The organism is Pseudanabaena minima str. Chao 2107 (genome assembly GCF_051131155.1).
Lineage (GTDB): Bacteria > Cyanobacteriota > Cyanobacteriia > Pseudanabaenales > Pseudanabaenaceae > Pseudanabaena > Pseudanabaena minima.
In genome coordinates, this window is the sequence record NZ_CP159508.1 from 4400878 (window position 1) to 4422507 (window position 21630).

At 41.5% G+C, this 21630-nt stretch carries 23 protein-coding genes; 9 read left to right on the top strand and 14 right to left on the bottom strand.

The features are described from left to right. Nucleotides 1–22: 22 nt before the first annotated feature. Nucleotides 23–2962 carry a hybrid sensor histidine kinase/response regulator gene (locus ABM313_RS19955; RefSeq protein WP_434684907.1) on the top strand — a complete coding sequence of 980 codons (2940 nt, stop codon included), beginning with the start codon at nucleotides 23–25 and terminating at the stop codon, nucleotides 2960–2962. 109 nt (nucleotides 2963–3071) lie between these two features. Here ABM313_RS19955 and ABM313_RS19960 read toward each other — a convergent pair whose 3' ends face one another. From ABM313_RS19960 to ABM313_RS19975, 4 genes are all read right to left on the bottom strand, one after another. Beyond that, complete coding sequence (locus ABM313_RS19960; protein ID WP_434684908.1) at nucleotides 3072–3971, bottom strand: branched-chain amino acid ABC transporter permease; 900 nt, start codon at nucleotides 3969–3971, stop codon at nucleotides 3072–3074. Between the two features lie 133 nt (nucleotides 3972–4104). Beyond that, a complete protein-coding gene (locus ABM313_RS19965) occupies nucleotides 4105–4332 on the bottom strand; it encodes a type II toxin-antitoxin system HicB family antitoxin (RefSeq protein WP_434684909.1) in 228 nt (75 codons plus the stop codon). Continuing rightward, entirely contained in the window at nucleotides 4329–4547 is a 219-nt protein-coding gene (locus ABM313_RS19970) for a type II toxin-antitoxin system HicA family toxin (protein WP_434684910.1), read from the bottom strand. Before ABM313_RS19970 ends, ABM313_RS19965 begins: the two co-directional genes overlap by 4 nt. Before the next feature lie 45 nt (nucleotides 4548–4592). Beyond that, entirely contained in the window at nucleotides 4593–5408 is an 816-nt protein-coding gene (locus tag ABM313_RS19975) for a tetratricopeptide repeat protein (protein ID WP_434684911.1), read from the bottom strand. 44 nt (nucleotides 5409–5452) lie between these two features. Here ABM313_RS19975 and tnpC point away from each other — a divergent pair, with 44 nt between their 5' ends. Next, nucleotides 5453–6808 carry an IS66 family transposase gene (gene tnpC, locus ABM313_RS19980; RefSeq protein WP_434684645.1) on the top strand — a complete coding sequence of 452 codons (1356 nt, stop codon included), beginning with the start codon at nucleotides 5453–5455 and terminating at the stop codon, nucleotides 6806–6808. Between the two features lie 7 nt (nucleotides 6809–6815). Here the strand turns inward: tnpC and ABM313_RS19985 are convergent, their stop codons facing one another. Genes ABM313_RS19985 through ABM313_RS19995 form a run of 3 tightly spaced genes read right to left on the bottom strand, consistent with a single transcriptional unit; the run spans nucleotide 6816 to nucleotide 8928 of the window. After that, nucleotides 6816–7604: a hypothetical protein gene (locus ABM313_RS19985; RefSeq protein ID WP_434684912.1), complete on the bottom strand. Its 789-nt coding sequence runs from the start codon at nucleotides 7602–7604 to the stop codon at nucleotides 6816–6818. Between the two features lie 15 nt (nucleotides 7605–7619). Beyond that, a complete protein-coding gene (locus ABM313_RS19990; RefSeq protein WP_434684913.1) occupies nucleotides 7620–8684 on the bottom strand; it encodes an ATP-binding protein in 1065 nt (354 codons plus the stop codon). Then, a complete protein-coding gene (locus ABM313_RS19995) occupies nucleotides 8638–8928 on the bottom strand; it encodes a hypothetical protein (protein WP_434684914.1) in 291 nt (96 codons plus the stop codon). The genes ABM313_RS19990 and ABM313_RS19995 overlap by 47 nt, the downstream gene beginning before the upstream one ends. Before the next feature lie 257 nt (nucleotides 8929–9185). Here ABM313_RS19995 and ABM313_RS20000 point away from each other — a divergent pair, with 257 nt between their 5' ends. Beyond that, nucleotides 9186–11195, top strand: coding sequence for an adenylate/guanylate cyclase domain-containing protein (locus tag ABM313_RS20000; RefSeq protein WP_434684915.1), 2010 nt, complete (start codon nucleotides 9186–9188; stop codon nucleotides 11193–11195). 29 nt (nucleotides 11196–11224) lie between these two features. Here the strand turns inward: ABM313_RS20000 and ABM313_RS20005 are convergent, their stop codons facing one another. Together ABM313_RS20005 and ABM313_RS20010 are read right to left on the bottom strand one after the other, a co-directional pair. Next, nucleotides 11225–12361 (bottom strand): citrate synthase, encoded by a 1137-nt coding sequence (locus ABM313_RS20005; protein ID WP_434684916.1) that lies wholly within the window; start codon nucleotides 12359–12361, stop codon nucleotides 11225–11227. Between the two features lie 150 nt (nucleotides 12362–12511). Next, entirely contained in the window at nucleotides 12512–12646 is a 135-nt protein-coding gene (locus tag ABM313_RS20010; RefSeq protein WP_040686893.1) for a photosystem II protein Y, read from the bottom strand. 179 nt (nucleotides 12647–12825) lie between these two features. On the opposite strand from ABM313_RS20010, the gene ABM313_RS20015 reads away from it, so the two are divergent. The 3 genes from ABM313_RS20015 to rpmA all read left to right on the top strand — a co-directional run bounded on the left by ABM313_RS20015 (nucleotide 12826) and on the right by rpmA (nucleotide 14560). Then, nucleotides 12826–13668 (top strand): undecaprenyl-diphosphate phosphatase, encoded by an 843-nt coding sequence (locus ABM313_RS20015; protein ID WP_434684917.1) that lies wholly within the window; start codon nucleotides 12826–12828, stop codon nucleotides 13666–13668. Nucleotides 13669–13874: 206 nt separating this feature from the next. Continuing rightward, nucleotides 13875–14204: a 50S ribosomal protein L21 gene (gene rplU, locus ABM313_RS20020; protein WP_434684918.1), complete on the top strand. Its 330-nt coding sequence runs from the start codon at nucleotides 13875–13877 to the stop codon at nucleotides 14202–14204. A 68-nt stretch (nucleotides 14205–14272) separates the two neighbouring features. Then, complete coding sequence (gene rpmA, locus ABM313_RS20025; RefSeq protein WP_434684919.1) at nucleotides 14273–14560, top strand: 50S ribosomal protein L27; 288 nt, start codon at nucleotides 14273–14275, stop codon at nucleotides 14558–14560. 67 nt (nucleotides 14561–14627) lie between these two features. On the opposite strand, the gene ABM313_RS20030 is transcribed toward rpmA, so the two are convergent. The 5 genes from ABM313_RS20030 to ABM313_RS20050 form a co-directional block, all read right to left on the bottom strand. Then, entirely contained in the window at nucleotides 14628–15050 is a 423-nt protein-coding gene (locus tag ABM313_RS20030; protein WP_434684920.1) for a response regulator, read from the bottom strand. Between the two features lie 57 nt (nucleotides 15051–15107). Continuing rightward, nucleotides 15108–15398: an Asp-tRNA(Asn)/Glu-tRNA(Gln) amidotransferase subunit GatC gene (gene gatC / locus ABM313_RS20035; protein WP_094528634.1), complete on the bottom strand. Its 291-nt coding sequence runs from the start codon at nucleotides 15396–15398 to the stop codon at nucleotides 15108–15110. Between the two features lie 195 nt (nucleotides 15399–15593). Next, the gene (locus ABM313_RS20040; RefSeq protein WP_434684921.1) at nucleotides 15594–16106 is read right to left on the bottom strand and encodes a photosystem I assembly protein Ycf3; all 513 of its coding nucleotides are present in this window, start codon (nucleotides 16104–16106) and stop codon (nucleotides 15594–15596) included. Nucleotides 16107–16196: 90 nt separating this feature from the next. Further along, the gene (locus ABM313_RS20045) at nucleotides 16197–16979 is read right to left on the bottom strand and encodes an ABC transporter permease (protein ID WP_434684922.1); all 783 of its coding nucleotides are present in this window, start codon (nucleotides 16977–16979) and stop codon (nucleotides 16197–16199) included. Between the two features lie 138 nt (nucleotides 16980–17117). Continuing rightward, nucleotides 17118–17402: an RNA recognition motif domain-containing protein gene (locus ABM313_RS20050; RefSeq protein WP_094528637.1), complete on the bottom strand. Its 285-nt coding sequence runs from the start codon at nucleotides 17400–17402 to the stop codon at nucleotides 17118–17120. Nucleotides 17403–17974: 572 nt separating this feature from the next. On the opposite strand from ABM313_RS20050, the gene ABM313_RS20055 reads away from it, so the two are divergent. The 3 genes from ABM313_RS20055 (at nucleotide 17975) to secF (ending at nucleotide 21607) form a co-directional block, all read left to right on the top strand. Further along, complete coding sequence (locus tag ABM313_RS20055) at nucleotides 17975–18829, top strand: preprotein translocase subunit SecD (RefSeq protein ID WP_434684923.1); 855 nt, start codon at nucleotides 17975–17977, stop codon at nucleotides 18827–18829. A gap of 334 nt (nucleotides 18830–19163) precedes the next feature. Next, entirely contained in the window at nucleotides 19164–20645 is a 1482-nt protein-coding gene (gene secD / locus ABM313_RS20060; protein WP_434684924.1) for a protein translocase subunit SecD, read from the top strand. After that, a complete protein-coding gene (secF, locus tag ABM313_RS20065; protein ID WP_434684925.1) occupies nucleotides 20642–21607 on the top strand; it encodes a protein translocase subunit SecF in 966 nt (321 codons plus the stop codon). The genes secD and secF overlap by 4 nt, the downstream gene beginning before the upstream one ends. Nucleotides 21608–21630: the final 23 nt, after the last annotated feature.

Sequence of the window (21630 nt, forward strand, 5' to 3'; positions counted from 1 at the left end):
TCACAATTGCAATATTATGCCAATGAGAACTTTAAATCCAGAGGTTTTACATGAGATTGCGATTGAAACCCGTCAATGCTTTCTTAACGAAGATGCACCTGTCTATTTAGCAAATCTCCAGAAAGGGCTAGCCCAAATTCAATCGGGACAACCTGATTATGTTTTCTTGATGCACGCAGCGCATTCTCTCAAAGGTGGTTCGGCGATCGCGGAATTGAGCAGTCTTAGCGAACTCGCCCATAAATTAGAAGATGTATTGGAAATTTTGCAACACCATGAATTCGGCGATCGCACGATGATTGCTGAAGTTTTGAGTAATGGTATAGATGAAGTAGCGGCGGTACTTGCTCAGGCGATTAGCTTGCCTACTAATACTTTGGCTGACATTAAAATTGATCAAGAGCTTCTTCACAGTTTCGATGCGTTATTGGCGATCGTCAAGGATCAGCAACAAGAACCCTTAATTATTCACGAAAGTAACTATGGAGAGTCTGAAAGCTTAGGTTCTAAACCTATAGTAGAGAAATCTCAAGGCGTATTTCAAGTTGCCTCTCATCTTGCTGCCTCTCAACATAAAGCTGTTACTAGTTCAGTCAATAATGATTTTAGTAAGCCTAAATCGAAAATTAATTCTATTGTGAGATCTTCTCTAGAAAAGGATTTGGAATCCTGTATTAAGCAAGTAGAAGCTAAATTATTATCTAGTTCTAATTTGTCTGAAACCCTAATTAGAGATGAACTCCAATGTTTTTGTGAAGAATGTCTTCTCCTTGGTGATACCTTAAGTCTCGATTGGCTCATTAACATTGTGGAGCCATTTGAAGCAATTCTTCACCAAGAACCATCGATCTCCAGTCTCTTGTCCGAAGTGCAAGTTGTAATTAGTACTTTGCGATCGCAACGCCTGCAATATCTATATCCATCAGCACAAGCGCCAGAAATAGTCTCAGAGTTATCGCCTCAGCTAATTTTACCACTAGAAGAAAAAGCGATCGCCACGCCTCAGATGGGAACTAAAGTACCAACAGGCACTGCCAATTCGACTGAAGCAATTTCCTATTTGCGGATTCCCTCGGCTCAAATTGAAAGTATGACTAACACTGTCGCAGAAATGATTTTGCGTCATGAACGGTTGCTGCGACAACAGCAACAATTAGGTCAAACCAACAAAAATTTACAGGCTCTGGTCTTGCAAATGATTCCGTTGCAGGAGCAAGTGCAAACTGTTTACGATCAACTGGCGATCGCTAGGCTAACTAACAATTCTCAAGGAGATACTAAATCAGAGGATTTAGCATCTCATGCATCAGAATTAAAGGCAGTAGATGATGATTTTGATCAATTAGAACTTGATCAATACTCTTCTTCCCATAGTACTCTCCAAAATTTGCAAGAAGTTTTACTCAGAGTTCGAGAAAGTCGTGCTGATATTGATCTGAGCTATCGAGATTTGGGCGAAGAAATTGAATACTTACGACAAGATTTGGATCGCCTTTATGCTCAACTTACCCAATCACGTCTTGTCCCATTTAAAACCCTTGCTAGTCGGTTCTTGCCACAGCTAAAGCGCCTTTGTCAACGCTATAATAAACAAGTTGAACTAGTCATTCGTGGAGAAGATGTTCTCATTGACCAAGTTCTTCTAGAGCAGCTACAGACACCACTTAATCATCTATTAATCAATGCTTTTGATCATGGTGTAGAACCACCTGAAATCAGATTGTCCTTGGGTAAATCTGAAGTTGCTGTGCTTACTCTGAGTGCAGCTATTGCTGGTAACCAAGTTGTAATTTCTCTGCAAGATGATGGTGATGGGATTAATCTTCATAGTGTCTATAAAAAAGCAGTCGAAAATAATATTTGTCCAGCCGAAATCCCGATTGGTAAAATCCCACGTCAGGAAATTCTGAATCTTATATTTCAGCCCCATTTTTCGACACGTAATATTGTTAGTGATATCTCTGGAAGGGGGATGGGATTGGATATTGTGCGATCACAGATCAATCGTTTGCGGGGCAATATCCAAGTTGAGACATTGCAGGGTCAAGACACAACTTTCACGATTCGATTGCCGCTTGGTTTGAGTTTGATTACCTTATTAATCTGTGCGATCGGTGAAAACCTGATCGCTATTCCTGCCAATGATGTATTAGATATTTTCCCCTATGCCGAAGCTCAAATTTACTATGAAAATAATTCAGTAGAAATTGCTTGGCGGAAAAAGTTTATTCCATTAATTCATCTCAAACAAGCTTTACCCTATAGTTATCAAAATAGCGAATCATTAAATTCTAAAGTTTGTTTAGTGCTCAATCGTAATGATATTCCCATCGCCGTGGCGATCGATACGCTTATTGAAGAGCGACAATTAATTCTGAAACCCTTTGATCGTAGTGTTGTAACGCCTAATTATCTGGCTGGTTGCACCATTTTAGGTACAGGACAAGTTGTACCCGTTTTAATTCCTGACAATTTGAATGTATTTGTGCAAAAAAGCAATACTAAAAATAGCCGTAAAACTAAAAATCAAGCATCTAGTCAGATATCTACTCATGACAATCAAAATATTCGTCAAGAGGTAAATCAAACAGTAAGCAAAACCATTGTGATTGCCGAAGATTCGATCGCTACTCGTAATATGTTGGAGCGGGTATTAAAACAATTAGATTTTGAAGTGATGGCTTGTCGTGATGGTCAAGAAGCGATTGATGTACTTAATCGCCTTGAAGGCAAAGTGACGATGGTTATTTCTGATGTGGAAATGCCAAAAGTGAATGGATTTAATCTGCTCCAAACTATTCGCACCCATGATCTCTGGTATACGATCCCTGTAGTGATGTTAACTTCGCGTACAGGCGATCGCCATCGCCAGAAAGCTATCAGCCTCGGTGCAAATGGATATCTGAGTAAACCAATTATCGTTGGTGAATTGATTGATTGCTTAGGTGAATTGGTGCAATAAACATTTAAAAGCCCTGCAAAGCAGGGCTTTTAGTGAGAGGCGGCGCGAAGCGCCGCCTCTCACTATTTGGTTTTTATGTCCTAACAAGCATGGCGACAGCTATAAATGTTTATATCGTTCCTTTAAATAATCCTTGCGGCTTGAAGAGTAGCACCAAAATCATAATCACTAAACCTACGCCCAGTTTATATTCTGTGCCAATGCAGTATTTCTGTAATTCTCCCAAAGCCGCAGGACAGGTGGTCGCCACTTCTTGAGAAATACCGACAATTAAGGCTCCTGCGATCGCGCCATAGGGATTACCAATCCCGCCCAAAATTACTGCCGCAAACATAGGCAAAATCAAGAACCAACCCATATTCGGACGCAAGTTGGTAATCAATCCGTACATGCTGCCACCAAAGGCGGTCATGCCCCCTGCAATTATCCATGTCCAGATAATCACCGCATTCACATTGATCCCTGCTACTTTTGCAAGTTCAGGATTGTCGGCAACTGCTCGCATCGCCTTACCGATTTTAGTGTTTTGCAATAAATAGTAAAGTCCTGCGATGATTGCGATCGCAGCCACGATAACCACCATTTTATTGCGGGTGATTGCTAAGCCAAACACATCGATCGCAGGGAAAGTTGGCAGATTATACTTCTGCGGTTTTGCGCCCCAAACTAGGATGATCGCATTACGAATCACCAATGCTAAACCAATCGAGACGATCATCATCGTGGTTGATGTGGCGCGTTTGGCTCGTAATGGTTGCCAGAGGATTTTTTCGCAGATTAATACTAAGACGATGGAGATAGCACTACCAAGGGCGATCGATAACCAAATGTCAAGTTTGAGGGTAGTATTGGCGAGAAAGGCAAGATATGCGCCGAGGGTGAGAATGTCACCATGAGCAAAATTAGCAAGGCGGAGGATGCCATAGGTAAGCGTTAAACCGACTGCGGCAAGCGCAATAATGCTGCCGACAGCGATACCATCAATGGTTGATTGCAGGACTTCCAGCATTAAGAAATTGTGATAGAGCTTTTATTGCTATCCATTCTACAGGATTAGGCTTGAGTCACTATTTCAACGTTTGTGGACAAATAGGTCAGAAATTTTTAGTGTTTTGTGTTCAGAGGCATAGCCTAATCTTAAATTAAGCAGCAATGAAGTCAGATTTTTTAATTATGCGTGGTGTTGGTAATGGTTTGTGACGAGCAGTGTAATCTTCGATTAATAATTCCAAAACTTCTAAGGCATTTTCTAGGGCGTTAGCGTAGGTATCACCGTGAGTGTGAGCATAGGGACCAAATTCGGGCAGGTGAGCGATAAATTTGCTATCTTCTTCTGACCATTGGATAGAAATGCTGTAGTTACGATTCATGGATGTTCTCCTTCGTTTTGTTGGTCAATATCTCGTAGTGCGTTTCTTACGTCTTTTTCTTGGTAGCGATCGGCATCGTTGCCATCTTTGCCTGATAGGGTGAGGCTATATTCTAGTTTAGGATGACTCCAGACGGTATGGCTACCTTTGCCAGAGCGATAGGTGAAGCCAGCTTTTAAAAGCATTGCTTTTAGTTCTCTAATTTTTTTCGCCATCGGACATTATTTGTTGCAGCATTTGCTCTATTTCATCGGGATTATTTACTCTAATGTAGCAGGATCAAAACCTGTTAAGATTCGCAGTCTTAACAACGTTAGAGAAGACGTTACTGTTTGGGTATTGGGATGATCTTGTCCGAGGGTTTTCACGAAAATTGCTAAGGATCGTGCATAGAGAGGTTCAGCTTTGCTGTATTTCCCTTGTGAATCGTAAAGTCCTGCAAGATTGTTGAGACTGATGGCGACAGCGGGATGCTCTGCTCCTAGTTTCCGTTCCCTGATTTCCAGTGATCGCCTATAAAGAGGTTCGGCTTCGCTGCGCTTACCTTGCGATTTGTAAAGATATGCGAGATTGTTGAGGCTGGTAGCAACATTAGGATGTTCTAATCCTAGTTCCCTTTCCATAATTTCGAGAGATCGCAAGTAAAGGGTTTCGGCTTCGCTGTACTTCCCTTGTGACTGGTAAAGCCCTGCAAGATTGTTGAGACTAATGGCGACATCGGGATGGTTTACTTCTTGTTGATGTTCTTTGATATCGAGAGATCGCAAATAGAGGGTTTCAGCTTCGCTGTACTTCCCTTGTGACTGGTAAAGCCCTGCAAGATTGTTGAGACTAATGGCGACATCGGGATGGTCTACTTCTTGTTGATGTTCTTTGATATCGAGAGATCGCAAATACAGGGTTTCAGCTTCGCCGTACTTCCCTTGTGACTGGTAAAGCTCTGCGAGATTGTTGAGACTAATGGCGACATTGGGATGTTCTACTCCTAGTTCCCGTTCCCTGATTTCGAGAGATCGCAGATAGAGAGGTTCGGCTTTGTTGTACTTTCCTTGGTAATAATACAGGTAATAGCTCAACGTAGGAAAATTGACAAAGGGGCAAAAGCTGATAAATTAAAGAAATGAAAGAACTACCCAACCTAAAAGAACTAACAGACGAGGCAAAAGAAGCCTTGATAGTTAAGTTATGGGAAGAACTACAAAAACTACAGAAACAGTTAGAAAAGAAACCAAAGAAGACTTCAAAGAACTCAAGTTTGCCACCAGCCAAAGGATTTAAAGCGGAAATCAATAATCCAGAAGAAACAGAAGGCAAACGAGCAGGAAGTATAGGAAGAGATGGAGGAGGTCGTCAACTGAGTGAAAATCCAGACCAAACGCTCAAAGCAACTGTAAAAAGTTGTGCAGAATGTGGGAAAGAGATCGCTGAATCAATGCAGGTATTACTGGAACGATACGACAAGATCGATATACCACCAATCAAGCCCATCGTTACCAGAATCGAAAGGTATGGATGCAAGTGTGAGCATTGTGGACAGGAACAAATCGCAGCATTACCCGTAGGACTTGAAGTAGGAAGTCCCTTTGGAGAAAGAATAGCTGCCCTAGTGACAACGATGAGATACAGTCACGGTATAAGCTATGGAAGAATGCAGCAAATGCTGAGTGAAGTATTTGGCTTAGAGATATCAGAAGGAGGTATCGCCAATCTCTTAACAAGGGTGAAAGGACAACTAGAGTCGGAGGTGACAGGAATACTCCAAGCCCTAAAAACATCTCGTCTAGTATGCAGTGACGAAACCAGAGCAAGGGTAAACGGTAAAAATCAATGGGAATGGGTATTTCAGAACGAACAAGTATGTTTTCATATCATCCGACCGTCTAGAGGCGCAGATGTCATCGCCGAAGTGATGGCAGAGCATCAACCAGAGGTGTGGGTATCAGATTTGTTTAGCGCCCAAAAGACCAATCCAGCGACAGAATGGCAAGTTTGTCTTGCCCATCAACTCAGAGATTGTCAGTATGGAATTGATGCAGGAGACCAGATTTTCTCTGGCAGGATGAAAAAGCTGCTGCTACGAGCTTTGGTGCTGCGAAGGCGATGGTCGGATTTAGCTGACTCTACTCGTTATCAATATCGATGTCGATTGTATCGAGACCTCGACAATATTTTAGCTCTGTTACCTACTCAAGAAGATGGACTTAGATTACAGAAGCGATATCTAGAATTACGAGAAAACTTATTTCTGTTTTTGGATGACCACACCATCCCGCCAACTAATAACTCTAGCGAACAGGCTTTACGTTGGAGTGTCATTTTTAGAAAAGTTACGAATGGTTTTCGCTCCGATTGGGGGCGTGACTTATTTGCGGCTGTTCGTTCCATTGTCAATACTGGAAAAAGACAAGGCTTTTCTGCTTTTGAGTCCATTCTTATCGCTTTGAATCCTCTCAAATCATTGTTTTCTATAGGTTGAGCAATTACTAATACAGAAATCCCAATTCATTCAAACTATGAGTAAGTTCTAGAGAGAGATTAAGCTTTTCTTGAAGATCGATTGCTTTTTGCCAAGTAGAAATTGCCTGATCAATTTGATTATCGCGCTTATAGGCTCTTGCTAATAACGTGTAAAACGTAGCCAAACTCGCATCTTCTCGACCCGCCGCCTCCCGTTGAGCAATATAAAACAATAACTCATCAATCGGCAGATCCAAATCATCAGACTCAGGTTCTGGAAAATGAATTGGCTCAATATCAATCGGTACAATTGGCTCCTCTTGAATAGACTCAAAGAAAAACACACCCTGTCGCCAACTGTAGAAATCTTGGGCTTTGCGCGAAATTTCATTGTGAATATGTTCCGTTACCCAAATCACAATTGGAAATGCAAACTGACGCATTCCCTCCCTAGTCCATTGCAAATATCCCAAAAACTTATCAACAGGCGATCGCTCACCCTCTGACGCAAAACTCGACAAACTCACTACTCCCTCCACCGTAATCACCGCAGGGTTCACAGCCTGTAAATAGGGTTCTGCTTCAACTAGTTGATTAATTGCTGCAAATAAACTTGGTTCTTGGCGATCAATCTTTACCCGATAGGATTTGATACCCTCTGAGGCTAATTCCTGCTCATAGCGCTCAGTTAAAGAACTTCGCAAGCGATCGCGATCGCATACAGCAAGTAACAAACTTAAATGCTTATTACTCGTCTCAACCGCAACGAGCAAATCTAAAAAAGAAACTTCATTATCGACTCCATTCTGTTCCATTGCTTTGTCATATCCTTAAGGTGTCAACCGCTCTTGAATTAATTGCCACAACAACGGATGCACATCATGCCATTCTCGCGCATTGCGATATTCCAAAATAGGCAAACCCTTTAGCAGTCCCAAAAACTCACTATCACGGGGATCATCAGGCGCATAATTTTGATAGACCGTTTTTAAAATCTCATAGTCTACTTTTCCCAAAGGACGTGACATTTGCAATCGCAGATTATTCGCCGCTTCCTCAACCACCGTCAGCGAAATCTTTAAATTGCTCACATCTGCGTCTTCGGGTAGCGATCGCAACTGACGCAAACAAATCCGACAAGACTGCTGCACAATCCGAATCACCTCGCGCAACACGCCGCCACTATAGGCAATCACTTTCTGCAATGCGTCTGGTTCAAATAGTTCTAAATCAATTCGCTTTGCCAATAACTTCTCAAGTGTGGCAACAACTTTCGCAACAGGAGTAGGATCGGGATGACGACTCTCACCTTTTTTATATAGCTTCAAAACGCGCATCGGTACTATGCGATCGCTTGTTTCCGTCTCTAATATAGGCACAATATCTTTGTCATGCAAAGCCGAGATCGGCAATGTGTAAATAATTTGCAAATTAGGTAGAAATAGAGCCTTAATATTATTGATAAAAACATCGCGAATTACTGGTATCTCTAGCTTATCGATATCATCAATAATTACCAGAATATTTTTACCACTTGCCCCATTAGCGATTGCCGCAATCTCATTTAACTTCGCAACTAATTCCGATACCTTTCTTTCAAATTCTTGCTTGATTTCCTGTCGAATCACAGCATCAACTTTGAGTTTTAAGCCAATTAATTCTAATAGTTTTGCCCCAATGCTAGCCTCACCCGTTACTTTCACCTCTTCAGATTTTGTCTTTTTGGCAAACCAATTGAGTAAAACCTCTTTGGTTTTGGGCAAAATTTTCACATTTTGAATTTCTGCCTCCTGCATAATCTTTAAGGCGATCGTAAACAAAATCGTAACGTGATTTACATCTGCATTCTCAATCGTATTCGCGATCGAAAACCGCACTACAAAAAAAGCGATCATGTAATTTCTGAGCTAGTGCCGCCAGTAAAGTAGATTTACCGCAACCAGTGTGACCACTAAAAATAATTTTGCTCGATTGACTGGGGCTATCTTCAACTAACGCCGCCAGTTCTTCTAAAGTCTCTAAATCGTACTCAATCGCAAACCGATCTAATGTAGACGCATTGTCTAAGGGAAACAACTCTAAATTATTCGCTGATTCACGAAAAATTTCAATCAGTTGGTTGCGAGTAAGTTGAGGCATTAGAAGATGTTGTTGAGTTTAACTTGCTAATTTACATTTACATTATTTACATTGTAAAGCTTGTAAGTCGAAATTACATTGGAGTTGAATTATTGACTGTGCGTTACTTGCCAGATTATTGACAGCATGATTGTCTGTAGCCTTACATAATTAGTATTAACTGTAAGTAATCGTTGTTTGCTGTAATACAGTGCAAATGTCCGATGATTTTAGTAATGATTAACTGCAATAATCTTAATTAAAAATCTTGCCAATCTATGAGCGTCGCTAAAACCTCTGCCCCAAAGTTCCGATTGCGAACAACTATTGTCATTCCCTTTGTCGTACAAATTTTTGCTGCAGTTAGCATAGTTGGTTATTTATCATTTCGGAATGGACAGCGAGCCGTAAATGTTTTAGCTGATCAGTTAAATGGAGAAATTAGCGCTCGGATCGAACGGCATGTGATTGGTTATCTCAATAAATCTCAGAGTACCCTCTGGCTAACTAACGCCAGTATATTAAGTGGGAACTTTAACCTTAAGGATTTTGAAGGGTTACGACGTTATTTTTGGCAAGTAGTTCATAAAGGTAACTTTGAAGGATATCTATCCTATGGTAATGAACAAGGAGAGTTTGTCGGGGTGGAATATCAAGATGATAGTACTGTGCAACTTAAAATAGTAACTAGTGAAACAGTTCCCCAGAGAGAAACCTACGTTCTCGACAATACAGGAGAACGCCAAAAACTCTTGAAAACCGCTAAGTATGATCCGCGCACTCGTCCTTGGTACAAAGCTGCCAAGCAATCTGGTAAGCCAACTTGGAGTGAAATCTATCCGTTTTTCTCAAGCAAAAATACCGTATTGGGAATTTCACCTGTTTCTCCAGTGTTCGATAGTCAAGGAAATTTGCTAGGTGTGTTAAGTATTAATGTGCGCTTGACACAGATTACAGACTTCATTAACCATTTGAAAATTAGTGCTCATGGTCAAAGCTTTATTCTTGAGCGATCGGGAAATTTAGTCGCAAGTTCAACTATTGCTCAACCATTTAGAGTGATTGGTGAAGGAGACGATCGCACAATTGAAAGAATTGCAGCGGCTCAAAGTACAAATCCCATTATCAAGGCAACAGCCCAACATTTACTCGAAAAATTTGGAAACTTTCAATCGATTAATGGTAGTCAACATCTGAAGTTTCAAGCCAGTGATGGTGATTGGCACTATGTTCAAGTATTACCAATTAAAGATGGGCAGGGCATTGATTGGTTAACAGTGGTCGTCGTGCCTGAAAATGACTTTATGACCGAAATTAATCAAAATAATCGGAACACAATTTTCTTATGTTTGATTGCGCTGGCTATTTCTATTCTCCTTGGTATTCGAGCTGCACATTGGATTTCCCAACCATTGTTGCAACTTGCCAAAGCCTCAGAACAAATTGCTAAAGGTAATTTAGAACAACAGATTAATAGTAGTGCCATTGTCGAAATTGCTACTTTAAGCCAGTCTTTCAACCATATGACATTGCAATTGAAGGAATCATTTGCGGCTCTTTATCAAAGTCAAGAATCCCTTCGTATTGCTAACGAGGAGTTAGAAGAAAGAGTAGAACGACGCACAGCAGAACTAAGAAAGGAAAAGGAACGTTCAGAGCAGCTATTACTGAATGTGTTACCAGCTTCGATCGCAAATCGACTCAAACAAACAAATGAATCTCCTGCCGAGCATTTTGAGGATGCAACGATTCTGTTTGCAGATATTGTTGGTTTTACTAGTTTATCGGCTCGAATGCAACCGATGCAGCTAGTTACAGGACTAAATGAAATTTTCTCGGCTTTTGATCATCTGACCGAAAAGTATGGACTAGAAAAAATCAAAACAATTGGTGATGCTTACATGGTAGTAGGTGGACTGCCAATTTCACGAGACGATCATGCTGAGGCGATCGCAAATATGGCGTTAGATATGCAAGCCTATATGCAAAACTCTTCTAGCATTCTCAGTGAATCTATTGAACTTCGGATTGGGATTAATACTGGGCCAGTGATCGCAGGTGTAATTGGCATCAAGAAATTTATCTATGATTTATGGGGTGATGCCGTTAATGTTGCTTCTCGCATGGAGTCACATGGGAAACCTGGTTATATTCAGGTGACAGATGCAACCTATGAACGATTGAAGGATGAATACTTATTGGAGTCAAGAGGTAATATCGAGGTGAAAGGACGCGGCGAAATGAAAACCTATTGGCTAATCGGTAGGCGATCAAAACTAACAGAATAGATGGTGCATTGCACCATCTATATCTGAACTTAACGATCTTCAATTGGCTTATAAGTTACATCATGTAGTCCTGTATATACCTGTGTTGGACGGAAAAGTCGGTTATCTGATAGTTGCTCCTTCCAATGCGCTAGCCAACCAGGAACACGAGCGATCGCAAAAATAGTCGTAAACAAATTACTAGGAATACCCAACTTTTTGTAAACCAATCCTGAATAGAAATCCACATTTGGGTGAATTCCCTTACTAGATAGTTTCTCAAAGGCTTGCTTTTCTAGTTCTAGGGCAATGTCATAGTAAGGATCATGACCGAACTCGTCGAACATTTTATGTACTAAGTCCTGTAAAACGATCGCACGAGGATCTTTGACTTTATAAATCCGATGTCCAAAGCCCATTAACTTCTCCTTGCGCTCAATTTTGCGCTCAAGGTAAGCCGTTACATTTTCCACTGAGCCAATTTCTTCGAGCATCATCATTACTTGCTCATTTGCTCCGCCATGCAAAGGACCTGCCAAAGTCCCGATCGCCGAAGTCATTACCGCATAGGGATCAGTCAGGGTAGAAGCAGTTACTAAAGCGGCAAAGGTAGAAGCATTAACTGTATGCTCGGCATGAAGAGTGAGACACACATCGAAAATACGAGCGGCGAGAGGATCAGGAACTTGCTCATTTAACATGTAGAGGAAATTAGAAGCATAGTCCAAATCATCGCGAGGCATTACAGGATCATTACCTTGACGCATCATATGAAAAGCCGCTACCATCGTTGGCACTTTTGCTAGCAGTCTTACTGTCGCCTGATAAATGTAGTCTGCATCATGGAAATTACCCAAAGGATAGAACATCCCTAAAGCTGCAACACTTGTTTGCAGTGCATCCATCGGATGAGCATTATCGGGAAATGACTTAATCATGTCGCGAATGCGATACTTAATTCTTCTTCTATGGGTGAGATCATGCTCAAATTCTTCTAGTTGTGTAGCTTTTGGCAATTCACCGAAGATTAGTAAGTAGCTGGTTTCTAGGAAATGGCTATGCTTGCAAAGATCCTCAATGCGGATACCTCGATATTCAAGCAAACCTGCTTTCCCATCAACATAACTTATATTTGACTGGGTTGCAGGAACCCCTTCTAAACCAGGCTTATATTCTCCGATCGCCATATTTCAGCTACCTTACAAGATTAGTTTTGTTTATTTCTTAGCTTATTTTATCGCTATGTATGCTTATGACTGTGCATACCTAACAATAAACCCAAATATTAAGAGAGGACGCATTGCGTCCTCTCTTAATATTTGGGTTATACGACGAAATTATTGAAAAGGGTTGTTGCCTTGCTTGCCGAATAGGGAAGCTTCACCCTTAATAACAGCTTTTCCGAGGTTAAAAGCTGCCCAAGCAACAACTAAGGCAATAGGTCCTAATACGACTAATACTCTTAAATCCATATGTTTATACCGATTAAATAGAAATTGATTTTAGTGATTATTATGACAGTAAATCTGAGAATTAAAAACCCAGAAAAAGTAGAACAGGAGCAAAGCGCCTGTTCTACTTTTTCTGGGTTTTTAGTGATGCTCGCTGTACTAGTTTGTGATATATGTCGTTTGTCTCAATTTGAGTTTTTATGGAATATTGGCAAGCTTTTATTTTGGGGATTGTGCAGGGACTGACTGAGTTTCTACCGATTAGCAGTACAGCACATCTGAAGGTAGTTCCTGCAATTTTTGGATGGAAAGATGCTGGTATCTCCTTTGACGCAGTGATTCAGCTTGGTAGTATCGCAGCGGTTGTTGGCTATTTCTGGAAAGATCTCAGCCATATTACGCTAGGTAGTATTAGGGCTATACGATCACAAAATTATAAGTCCCAAGATTTTAAATTAGCTGTGGCGATCGCCTTAGGGACATTGCCAATATTACTAGTCGGATTGCTGATTAAAATTTTTGTCCCAGATTATGACAAATCGCCTTTGCGGAGTTTGACGGCGATCGCGATCGCCTCAATTGTGATGTCGAGTTTACTGGCTCTCGCGGAAATTTTTGGGCAACGCGCAACTAAAGAAAAGCGTCATTTTCAAAGAGTGCGGGTAATTGATGGGATTTTAATGGGTTTAGCTCAGGCTATGGCAATTATTCCTGGGGTATCGCGATCTGGTTCAACCTTAACCGCAGGTTTGTTTTTGGGATTAGATCGGGTTGCCGCAACGCGATTTTCGTTTTTGTTGGGTATTCCTGCAATTACGATTGGCGGAGTAGTCGAATTCATTAGTATTGTCAAAAAAGGTTTTGGTGATATTGGTGTAGGACAACTGGCGATCGGGCTATTCTCATCGGTAATTTTTTCATACTTAGCGATCGCATGGCTGCTGAAGTTTTTTCAAACCCATACGACTTGGGTGTTTGTAGGCTATCGCTTGATTTTTGGAGCTTTATTACTCACCGCTATAGGCTTTGGCTGGCTCAAATAAAACCCAAAAATCTAAGAAGGGACACTTGGTGTCCCTTCTCAGAACCAAATAAATTTTCCCTCAGCGAAAATTTATTTGGTTCTTTCATGTATAGTTATAGATCGCACGATCTTTCATGCTCGGATCGGGTTATTTAGAAAATTGGTGAAACTAGTTCCAACTAATTTCCCAATACCTGTACGGCATCTACTGAATACTTAAAAACCATGAGTTACGCAATCATTGAAACAGGCGGTAAGCAATATCGCGTCGAAGTCGGCAGATTTTATGACGTTGAGCTACTAGAAGCCGAAGAAGACAGTAAATTGACCATTGATAAAGTTTTGTTTGTCAATATGGATGGCGATATTTCCATTGGTCAGCCCATCGTTGATAGCGCTAGCGTAGAAGTTACCGTAATGCGCCATCACAAGGCGAAAAAAGTAATCGTTTACAAAATGCGTCCTAAAAAGAAAACCCGCAGAAAAAATGGTCACCGTCAGCCGTTGACTCGGATTATGGTTGAGGCAATCAATCTTAGCGGTAAGGCAGCTTAAACATAAATGAACTGAGCTTGTCTCCGTTCGTTTGTGCATCTTTTAATTATTAAGAGGATACAAAACAAATGGCACATAAGAAGGGTACAGGTAGTACAAGAAACGGTCGTGACTCTAATGCTAAGCGCCTCGGTGTAAAGCGTTACGGTGGTCAAGTTGTTAAGGCTGGTAGCATCCTAGTCCGTCAGCGCGGTACTAAGTTTCACCCAGGTAACAACGTTGGTCGTGGTAGCGATGACACATTGTACGCAACCGTTGACGGTGTTGTGACTTTTGAGCGTTTTGGCAAAACTCGCAAGAAAATTAGCGTTTATGCGCCTGTAGCTGTAGAAGTTGCAGAATCAGAAGTTGCTTAATCACTAAAAAAGGTTGCGTGAAATGCTACCTTTTTTAGATAAATAGAGTCTGTGCTTTGCACAGGCTTTATTTTTGTGTTTTTAATGACTCGTATTGCTGCAAAAGGCTTTTGAGCTTTTCGATTTGAATTGGTTTGCTGATGTAGCCACTCATCCCTGCATCACGACAGAGATGTTGATCATCATCGGTAGCATTTGCGGTCATCGCCACGATCGCTACTGGAGGGAGTTGACGTTCTGATTCCTGCTTACGAATATACTTAGTTGCCTCTAATCCGTCCATTTCAGGCATTTGAATATCCATCAAGATCAGATCGTAGGATTTATCTGCGATCGCCCTAATTGCTTCCTCACCGTTATTAACTACATCCGCTTGGTAACCCAAGTGAGTTAGTACCCGTTTAGCAACTTTCTGATTGACAGGGTTATCTTCGGCTAACAATATGTTGAAACTAGATGAAGATGAGTCGAGATTTCCTGAAGTATCCATATTTGTATGGTGTTAATATTTCCTGTCTGAAATCATCGGTGCGATCGCAAGGCTTGTTTAACCCATAATCTGCGGTACGCGGAAAAAGTCTTCTTCGCGATCGGGAGCGCAGTTGAGTAATGTCTCACGATCTTCAAAGGGTTTTAATATATCAGGACGGGTAATATTGACCGTATTAACAGCTCTAGTTGTAGGTTCTACCCCTTCTAGCAAAGGATCGAGTTCATTTAGCTGTTGGAAATAGTCCAAAATGCTATCTAGTTGCTTAGTAAAAGAAATTTCTTCAGCTTCAGTTAATTGCAAACGTCCTAAATGGGCAACGTGACGAACTTGTTCTCTATCGATCATGATTTCTATATATATTATGGGGAATATCATCCAGACAATGGGCTCAAGCCCATTGTCTTAAGATTTTGATAAAAGAACTATGCAAATCTTTTGTGACTGTCTTTTACATGAATAATTTAGTGATATGTAGGAATGTTATATATCACTAATTATTCGCTTTATAATACCTATTCTTTGGATAGGAAGGGAATAACTCTAGAAAAACAAGTTAATATCGGCTCTACCAGTAGTTTTTAGCCAGTTTTGAGCTTCGATGTAGTTGTTGGGGGCAAGGCGGATCGCTCTTACCCAATGGTCAGCAGCAGTGTTGAAATATTTCTCTGCTTGTTCTTCGTCTTGAGCATTTTCGCCTTTGTGGTGATAAATCACGGCTACGTTGTTGAGTGCTTGGGGCATTCGAGGATTGAGGTCGATCGCCTGTTCATAATATTCCAGAGCCTTGTCATGATCGCCGTTACTCGCATGAATCAAGCCCATGTTGTAATACACATAGCTGCGATCGTAGGAGTTTTCTTCAAGCTTGAGAGCTTCTTCATAGTTAGCTAATGCTTCGGCATATTCGCCATCACCTTGAGCCGACATCCCATCACGGTAGTAAGCAAATGCTTCTTTTTCTTTCTGACTAGCAGGAAAGAGTTTTAAAATCGTGTCGGCAATAACGGTAAAGGTTTGATCGACGAAGTTGTCATTACGTTGCGATCTAGGCATAGTTCTTTATAAATTTGCAGTCAGTGTTAATTAGCATATCAAAAGCTTGATAAATTAAAACCCGAAGGCTCTCAAAGCTAGCGCCTCTAGCTAGCTAGAGGCGCTAGTGTAAAAACGCAGAGCAAAGCGCCAAAAACGATTTGAAATAAAGAGTAAGCCGATCGCTAAAAACATAGAACCCATGATCCATATTGGTTCTCCTCGCCCTAAAAGGGTTTCGGCGGGAACAGTGGTCAAAAAGGCGATCGGCACAACAAAAGTAAAAAAGAATCTATAGGATGCGGGATAGGCTGCCATCGGATATCGACCTGCCTCCATTAAGCCGCGTAAAACTTCGGTAACGTTATAAATTTTTACAAACCAGATGCTAGTAGCGCCGAGGATGAACCAAATACTGTAGAGACTAATGCACCCAAAAGTTAGGGGAAGTAAGCCTAAAAGATAATTGCCTAGACTTAACCCCAGTTTGTTGCCTGCATAGAGCAAGATGCTACAGCCAAAGATTAAATTCGGGAATCCCCAAGGGGATATGGCTCTTGCCGACAGCCAGAACTGACTGCTAATTGGTTTTAAAAGTACAAAATCTAATGTGCCACTCTGAACATGATCAACAATTTTGCTTAAGTTCGGCGCAAGAAAAGTACTCGAAAATCCTTCTAAGATTGTGAATATTCCCAGCACAATGATTGCTTCTTCCCATCGCCACCCTGCAAAAGTATAACCAGTGCGATAAAACAAAAACAGCCCAAACAAACTGCCTGCCAAATTGCCAATACTGCTCAGAGCCGCGATCGCAAAGTTAATCCGATATTCAAGTTCGGCAGCGATCGCCGTTGACCAGAATAGTTTTAATGCGTGGAGATATTTACTCATAATTATCTGCACCACAAATTACAAACATTGACTAGAGCCTAGCAGTTTCTGTGCGGGCAGCTTCGCCACCCACATAGAAACTGTTTTCATCTCTGATACCAATGTTTGTAATTTGCTATTTTTGCAATTAATTTAGGCTTAGGCGTAACCACGACCTCTAGGGCGATCGTTACTACGCTCAGCACGAGGCTTAGCCTTATTAACGCGAAGGGTTCGTCCCATCCATTCAGCTTCGTTTAGCGCCGCGATCGCCGCTTCTTCCTGAGCATCGTCCTCCATGTCCACGAAGGCGAAGCCCCGAACCCGACCTGTTTCTTGGTCGGTGGGCAATTGCACACGCTTTACAGTGCCGTAGTCTGAAAAGACGCTTGTTAAGTCGTCTTTAGCAGCTTGATAAGACAAATTTCCAACGTAAATAGTCACAGTCAGTTCGCTCCAAAAAAGAGATCGATATAATAATTTAGCCAGTCTTCGGAAAAGACTCGCTCGATCCGAGATCTCACAAATCCAACCTAAATTTCAGCTTTGGTATAGTTTACCTTTTACCCGCAACAATTTGCGTAGGCTGTATTACAAAGCTTTGCGCAACTAATGGTAAAGAGCTTACTAACCTTTAAAAAGCTCTATAAATTACTTACTAAAAGCGTTACTTCTGATGATTGACGATCTTTTTAATCACAGTACTTTGAGATTCACCTCAAAATTTCTGTCTAAAGACATAGGCTAAATTAATTAGCGAACCCTCGAAATTGAGACTACATCACCAAGTCCCATGACAAAAAACGAGAAATTTTAATGACTGAGCATCGCCCCTTTAATCTTTTTAGTTTTGATATAGCAGTCCTATATCATTTGTGGATTTTTTTGGTTTGTGGAAGGACACCCCTTCGGGGTGTACTTCCACAAACCATTTAGGATTGCTATATGTCATAACCTAGTAGCAACAGCTATAAATCATCATCTTTATCAATTGCGTTGAATTTAGTTCAAAAAACATGAACAGTCGAAAACAGTTATTTGCTTTTGTGTTGACAGCTAGCTTAGGAGCTTGTATTTCACCATCAGTCAGTCAGCCGCTAAAACCGAGCTTAAGCCAGCAAAATGCTGTAAAGATTACATTACGAGCAAAAATCCCCAAAAAAGGCATAACAAAAATCACTCCGCAAATGATGGAAAGAGCCAGACTCATTTTCGAGAAGCGCGTTAATGGTTTAGGAATTTCTGGGGCATCTGTTGAGATCGTTGGTAACAACCAATTGGTGGTGAAATTACCAAGCACAAAAGATCCTACCCAAGCGAAGCGAGTGATTGGGACAACTGGTAAGCTTGATTTTCGTAAGCAGAAAAAAGGGACAGAAAATGAGTTAAGAGCAAGATTTCAGGTTCGGCAGGAAGTCCTGGCTCAGCGTGAAGTTCTCAAATATTCTGGCGATCAAATGGCGATCGCGGCAAATCAGGCAGCCCTTAGAAAGAGTACTCAAGCTCTTAGGGACATCTTTGAAAGCCCAGTCTTAAGTGGCGATATGATCAAGGATGCCTATGCTGAACCGCTATTCAAAGGTTCTAGTACTTGGCAAATCGTGCTGACATTTAATGATAAAGGTACTGATTTATTTACCAATACTACTCGCGAAATTGCGGGAACAGGTCGGGCTATAGGCATTTTTCTGGATGATGAATTAATTAGCTCACCGATAGTTGGAGCCGAATATCAAGGCAAAGGTATCACAGGCGGGCGTGCTGTTATTGCGGGGCAATTTACTAAGGATATGGTGACTGAAATTGCTTTACAGTTGCGATCGGGGGCATTGCCCATCTCTTTTGAAGTTGTCGAAACACATTCTTTTTAGCTATTTTTGTTAGATAGCTTTAATCCCAAGAACTGATTGGCGGTGCGGAGCACTGCCAATCAGTTCTTGGGATTTGATTTGTCCGAAGACAAGTGAATGTAGCTATAAAAGTTGTGCAAAGCTTAGCTTCTACAGAGGTAGCCAGAAAATTTATAGCAGTCAAAACTATTGCGGCGCTTCGCGCCGCAATAGTTTTGACTGCTATATAACCAATTCAGGGCTGCTATTCGTGGGGTATGATGACAGATGTCTCAAAATATCCTCTGTTTAATCTGGCTCTAAGTAAAGCTCAAACAGCTATACAGAAAAGCTATATAAAAAGCTCCAAAAAAATATGGGTAAACAAAGCCGCCTGCTTGCCTTTGTAATGGCAATTTTAATAGGGGCTGTGTATCTAATCATCAGCAATCCACCGAAGCTAGGTTTGGATTTACGAGGTGGTGCACAGCTTACACTCCAAGCCAAAATTAATCCTGAACAGGGGATTAATGAAATTACACCGCGCATCATGGAAACTGCCAAATTTGTGGTAGAACAGCGCATTAACGGCTTAGGAGTTTCTGAAGCAACGATTTTGCTATCAGGTAATAATCAACTGGTGGTGCAACTTCCAGGGGTGAACAATCCTGCTCAAGCCGAGCGCGTTATTGGTACAACGGCTCAACTTGATTTTCGTAAGCAAAAGAAAGGTACGGAAAGTGAGTTAAGGGCAAGATTGCAAATCCAGCAGGCGGCGACAATTCAGCGTGAAATCCTGAAAAACTCTAACGATCAAAAGGCGATCGCTGAAAACGAAGAAGCCTATAAAAAAAGCGTTGAAGACTTAAAAGGCATCTTTGAACGGACAGGCTTAACAGGCAATATGCTCAAAGATGCCGTTGCCGCACCAACAGGTAATGGTCCCGATTCTTGGCAAGTAGCCCTGACCTTTGATGATAAAGGCGGTGATTTATTTGCGAAAACCACCAGTGAAATCGGTGGCACTGGTCGTGTCTTAGGAATTTTCCTAGACGATAAATTAATCAGCTCTCCATCCGTTGGTCCTGAATTTCAAGGCAAAGGTATTACAGGCGGTCGAGCAGTCATAACAGGCAACTTCACATTAGATACCGCCAATGAACTTGCACTACAATTACGCGCAGGAGCCTTGCCAGTGCCTGTAGAAATTGTGGAAAATCGCACAGTTGGCGCAACCTTGGGTGCGGATAGTATTCTCAGCAGTATTTATGCAGGAGTTGCAGGGCTGTTGCTGGTTTTGATATTTATGGTGGTTTATTACCGCATTTTGGGTGTAGTTGCTGATATTGCACTAATTACCTATGCGGTGATTACGTTTGCATTATTTAGCCTGTTGGGTGTAGTGCTGACCTTACCAGGCATCGCAGGTTTTATTCTTAGTATTGGTATGGCAGTAGATGCGAACGTACTAATTTTTGAGCGGACTAAAGAAGAACTCAAAGCAGGACGCACACTCTATAAATCCGTTGAAGCAGGTTTTTATCGCGCTTGGTCAAGCATTCTTGATAGTAATGTGACCACTTTGATTGCTTGTGGAACTTTGTTTTGGTTGGGTTCGGGATTTGTGAAGGGTTTTGCGGTAACTCTTGGGGTTGGCGTGCTGACTAGTATGTTTACCGCAGTTACTTTAAGCCGATCGCTAATGCTCGCCATGATTAGCAATCCCAATTTCCGTAAGCCTGAATACTATGGCATGAAAGCTTTTGGCAAAATCTCCACAACTGCTGATCTAGATGCGATCGCCGAAGAGAGAGCAAGCGACAAGAAAAACGACAATACTACAGGTGCGGTGTTATGAGATTAGACGTAATTAAGAATGCTCGCCTCTATGTTTCCATTTCCTCGGCTGTAATTTTGGCAGGGCTAGTGGCAATGGTGATTTCTTTTCAGCAGCTAGGCTCACCTTTAAGATTGGGAATCGACTTTACAGGTGGTTCGAGCATTACCCTTGGCTTAGCTTGTGGTGCGCCCAATACTTGCAGTAAGAAAATAGATATTGCCGTAGTGCGTCAAGCGATCGAGAGTAAAGGCTTTGCTAACAGTGTGATCCAATCGGTTGAAGGCAAAGATCTTCAAGGTGTATCAGTACGAACGGCGAGACTATCAATAGAACAGCGTGACAAGTTGCTGTTATCTATGACTGAGTCTCTGAAACAATATGGTGAGGTTGATCCTAAAAAATCACAGATTGACGAAGTTGGTCCAGCGATCGGTCAGCAAGCTCTGAATAATGGATTGTTAGCTTTGGCTCTCTCCTTCGCGGGTATTGGAATTTACCTAACATTTCGTTTCCAATCTGATTATGCCAGTTTCGCGCTCATTGCGCTGCTTCATGATGTTTTGGTCACCGCAGGTATGTTTTCGATCTTTGGGCTGACGCTAGGTGTGGAAATCGACAGCTTATTTATTGTGGCATTGTTAACTATTTGTGGGTTCTCAGTTAATGACACTGTAGTAATTTACGATCGCATCCGCGAAAATGTAAAACTCGATGCAGGTGCAACTAAGTTCAATGATCTAGTCAATGCTTCGATTAATCAAACTTTAGGGCGATCGGTGAATACTACCCTAACTTCTACGTTGCCTTTGATTGCTATCTTCTTATTTGGTGGGGCTACCCTGAGATTTTTCTCTCTAGCTTTGATTATTGGATTTTTATCTGGAGTTTATTCCAGCATTTTCAATGCCAGTATTTTTCTAGCATGGTGGCGTAGTCGCCAGACTCCAAAAATTAGTCAACAGCCACTAGAATCAAACTAAATGATAAAGGCGGTGCGAAGCAC

Excerpts from the sequence above, each read along its gene's own strand:
- ABM313_RS19990 (WP_434684913.1), bottom strand. The coding sequence starts at position 8,684 with ATGATCGCTTTTTTTGTAGTGCGGTTTTCGATCGCGAATACGATTGAG.
- ABM313_RS20030 (WP_434684920.1), bottom strand. The coding sequence starts at position 15,050 with ATGGATACTTCAGGAAATCTCGACTCATCTTCATCTAGTTTCAACATA.
- tnpC (WP_434684645.1), top strand. The coding sequence starts at position 5,453 with ATGAAAGAACTACCCAACCTAAAAGAACTAACAGACGAGGCAAAAGAA.
- ABM313_RS19970 (WP_434684910.1), bottom strand. The coding sequence starts at position 4,547 with ATGGCGAAAAAAATTAGAGAACTAAAAGCAATGCTTTTAAAAGCTGGC.
- ABM313_RS19965 (WP_434684909.1), bottom strand. The coding sequence starts at position 4,332 with ATGAATCGTAACTACAGCATTTCTATCCAATGGTCAGAAGAAGATAGC.
- ABM313_RS19995 (WP_434684914.1), bottom strand. The coding sequence starts at position 8,928 with ATGCCTCAACTTACTCGCAACCAACTGATTGAAATTTTTCGTGAATCA.
- secF (WP_434684925.1), top strand. The coding sequence starts at position 20,642 with ATGAGATTAGACGTAATTAAGAATGCTCGCCTCTATGTTTCCATTTCC.
- ABM313_RS20000 (WP_434684915.1), top strand. The coding sequence starts at position 9,186 with ATGAGCGTCGCTAAAACCTCTGCCCCAAAGTTCCGATTGCGAACAACT.
- ABM313_RS19960 (WP_434684908.1), bottom strand. The coding sequence starts at position 3,971 with ATGCTGGAAGTCCTGCAATCAACCATTGATGGTATCGCTGTCGGCAGC.
- secD (WP_434684924.1), top strand. The coding sequence starts at position 19,164 with ATGGGTAAACAAAGCCGCCTGCTTGCCTTTGTAATGGCAATTTTAATA.
- rpmA (WP_434684919.1), top strand. The coding sequence starts at position 14,273 with ATGGCACATAAGAAGGGTACAGGTAGTACAAGAAACGGTCGTGACTCT.
- rplU (WP_434684918.1), top strand. The coding sequence starts at position 13,875 with ATGAGTTACGCAATCATTGAAACAGGCGGTAAGCAATATCGCGTCGAA.
- ABM313_RS20010 (WP_040686893.1), bottom strand. The coding sequence starts at position 12,646 with ATGGATTTAAGAGTATTAGTCGTATTAGGACCTATTGCCTTAGTTGTT.
- ABM313_RS19955 (WP_434684907.1), top strand. The coding sequence starts at position 23 with ATGAGAACTTTAAATCCAGAGGTTTTACATGAGATTGCGATTGAAACC.
- ABM313_RS19985 (WP_434684912.1), bottom strand. The coding sequence starts at position 7,604 with ATGGAACAGAATGGAGTCGATAATGAAGTTTCTTTTTTAGATTTGCTC.
- ABM313_RS20015 (WP_434684917.1), top strand. The coding sequence starts at position 12,826 with ATGGAATATTGGCAAGCTTTTATTTTGGGGATTGTGCAGGGACTGACT.
- ABM313_RS20040 (WP_434684921.1), bottom strand. The coding sequence starts at position 16,106 with ATGCCTAGATCGCAACGTAATGACAACTTCGTCGATCAAACCTTTACC.
- ABM313_RS20045 (WP_434684922.1), bottom strand. The coding sequence starts at position 16,979 with ATGAGTAAATATCTCCACGCATTAAAACTATTCTGGTCAACGGCGATC.
- ABM313_RS20055 (WP_434684923.1), top strand. The coding sequence starts at position 17,975 with ATGAACAGTCGAAAACAGTTATTTGCTTTTGTGTTGACAGCTAGCTTA.
- gatC (WP_094528634.1), bottom strand. The coding sequence starts at position 15,398 with ATGATCGATAGAGAACAAGTTCGTCACGTTGCCCATTTAGGACGTTTG.
- ABM313_RS20005 (WP_434684916.1), bottom strand. The coding sequence starts at position 12,361 with ATGGCGATCGGAGAATATAAGCCTGGTTTAGAAGGGGTTCCTGCAACC.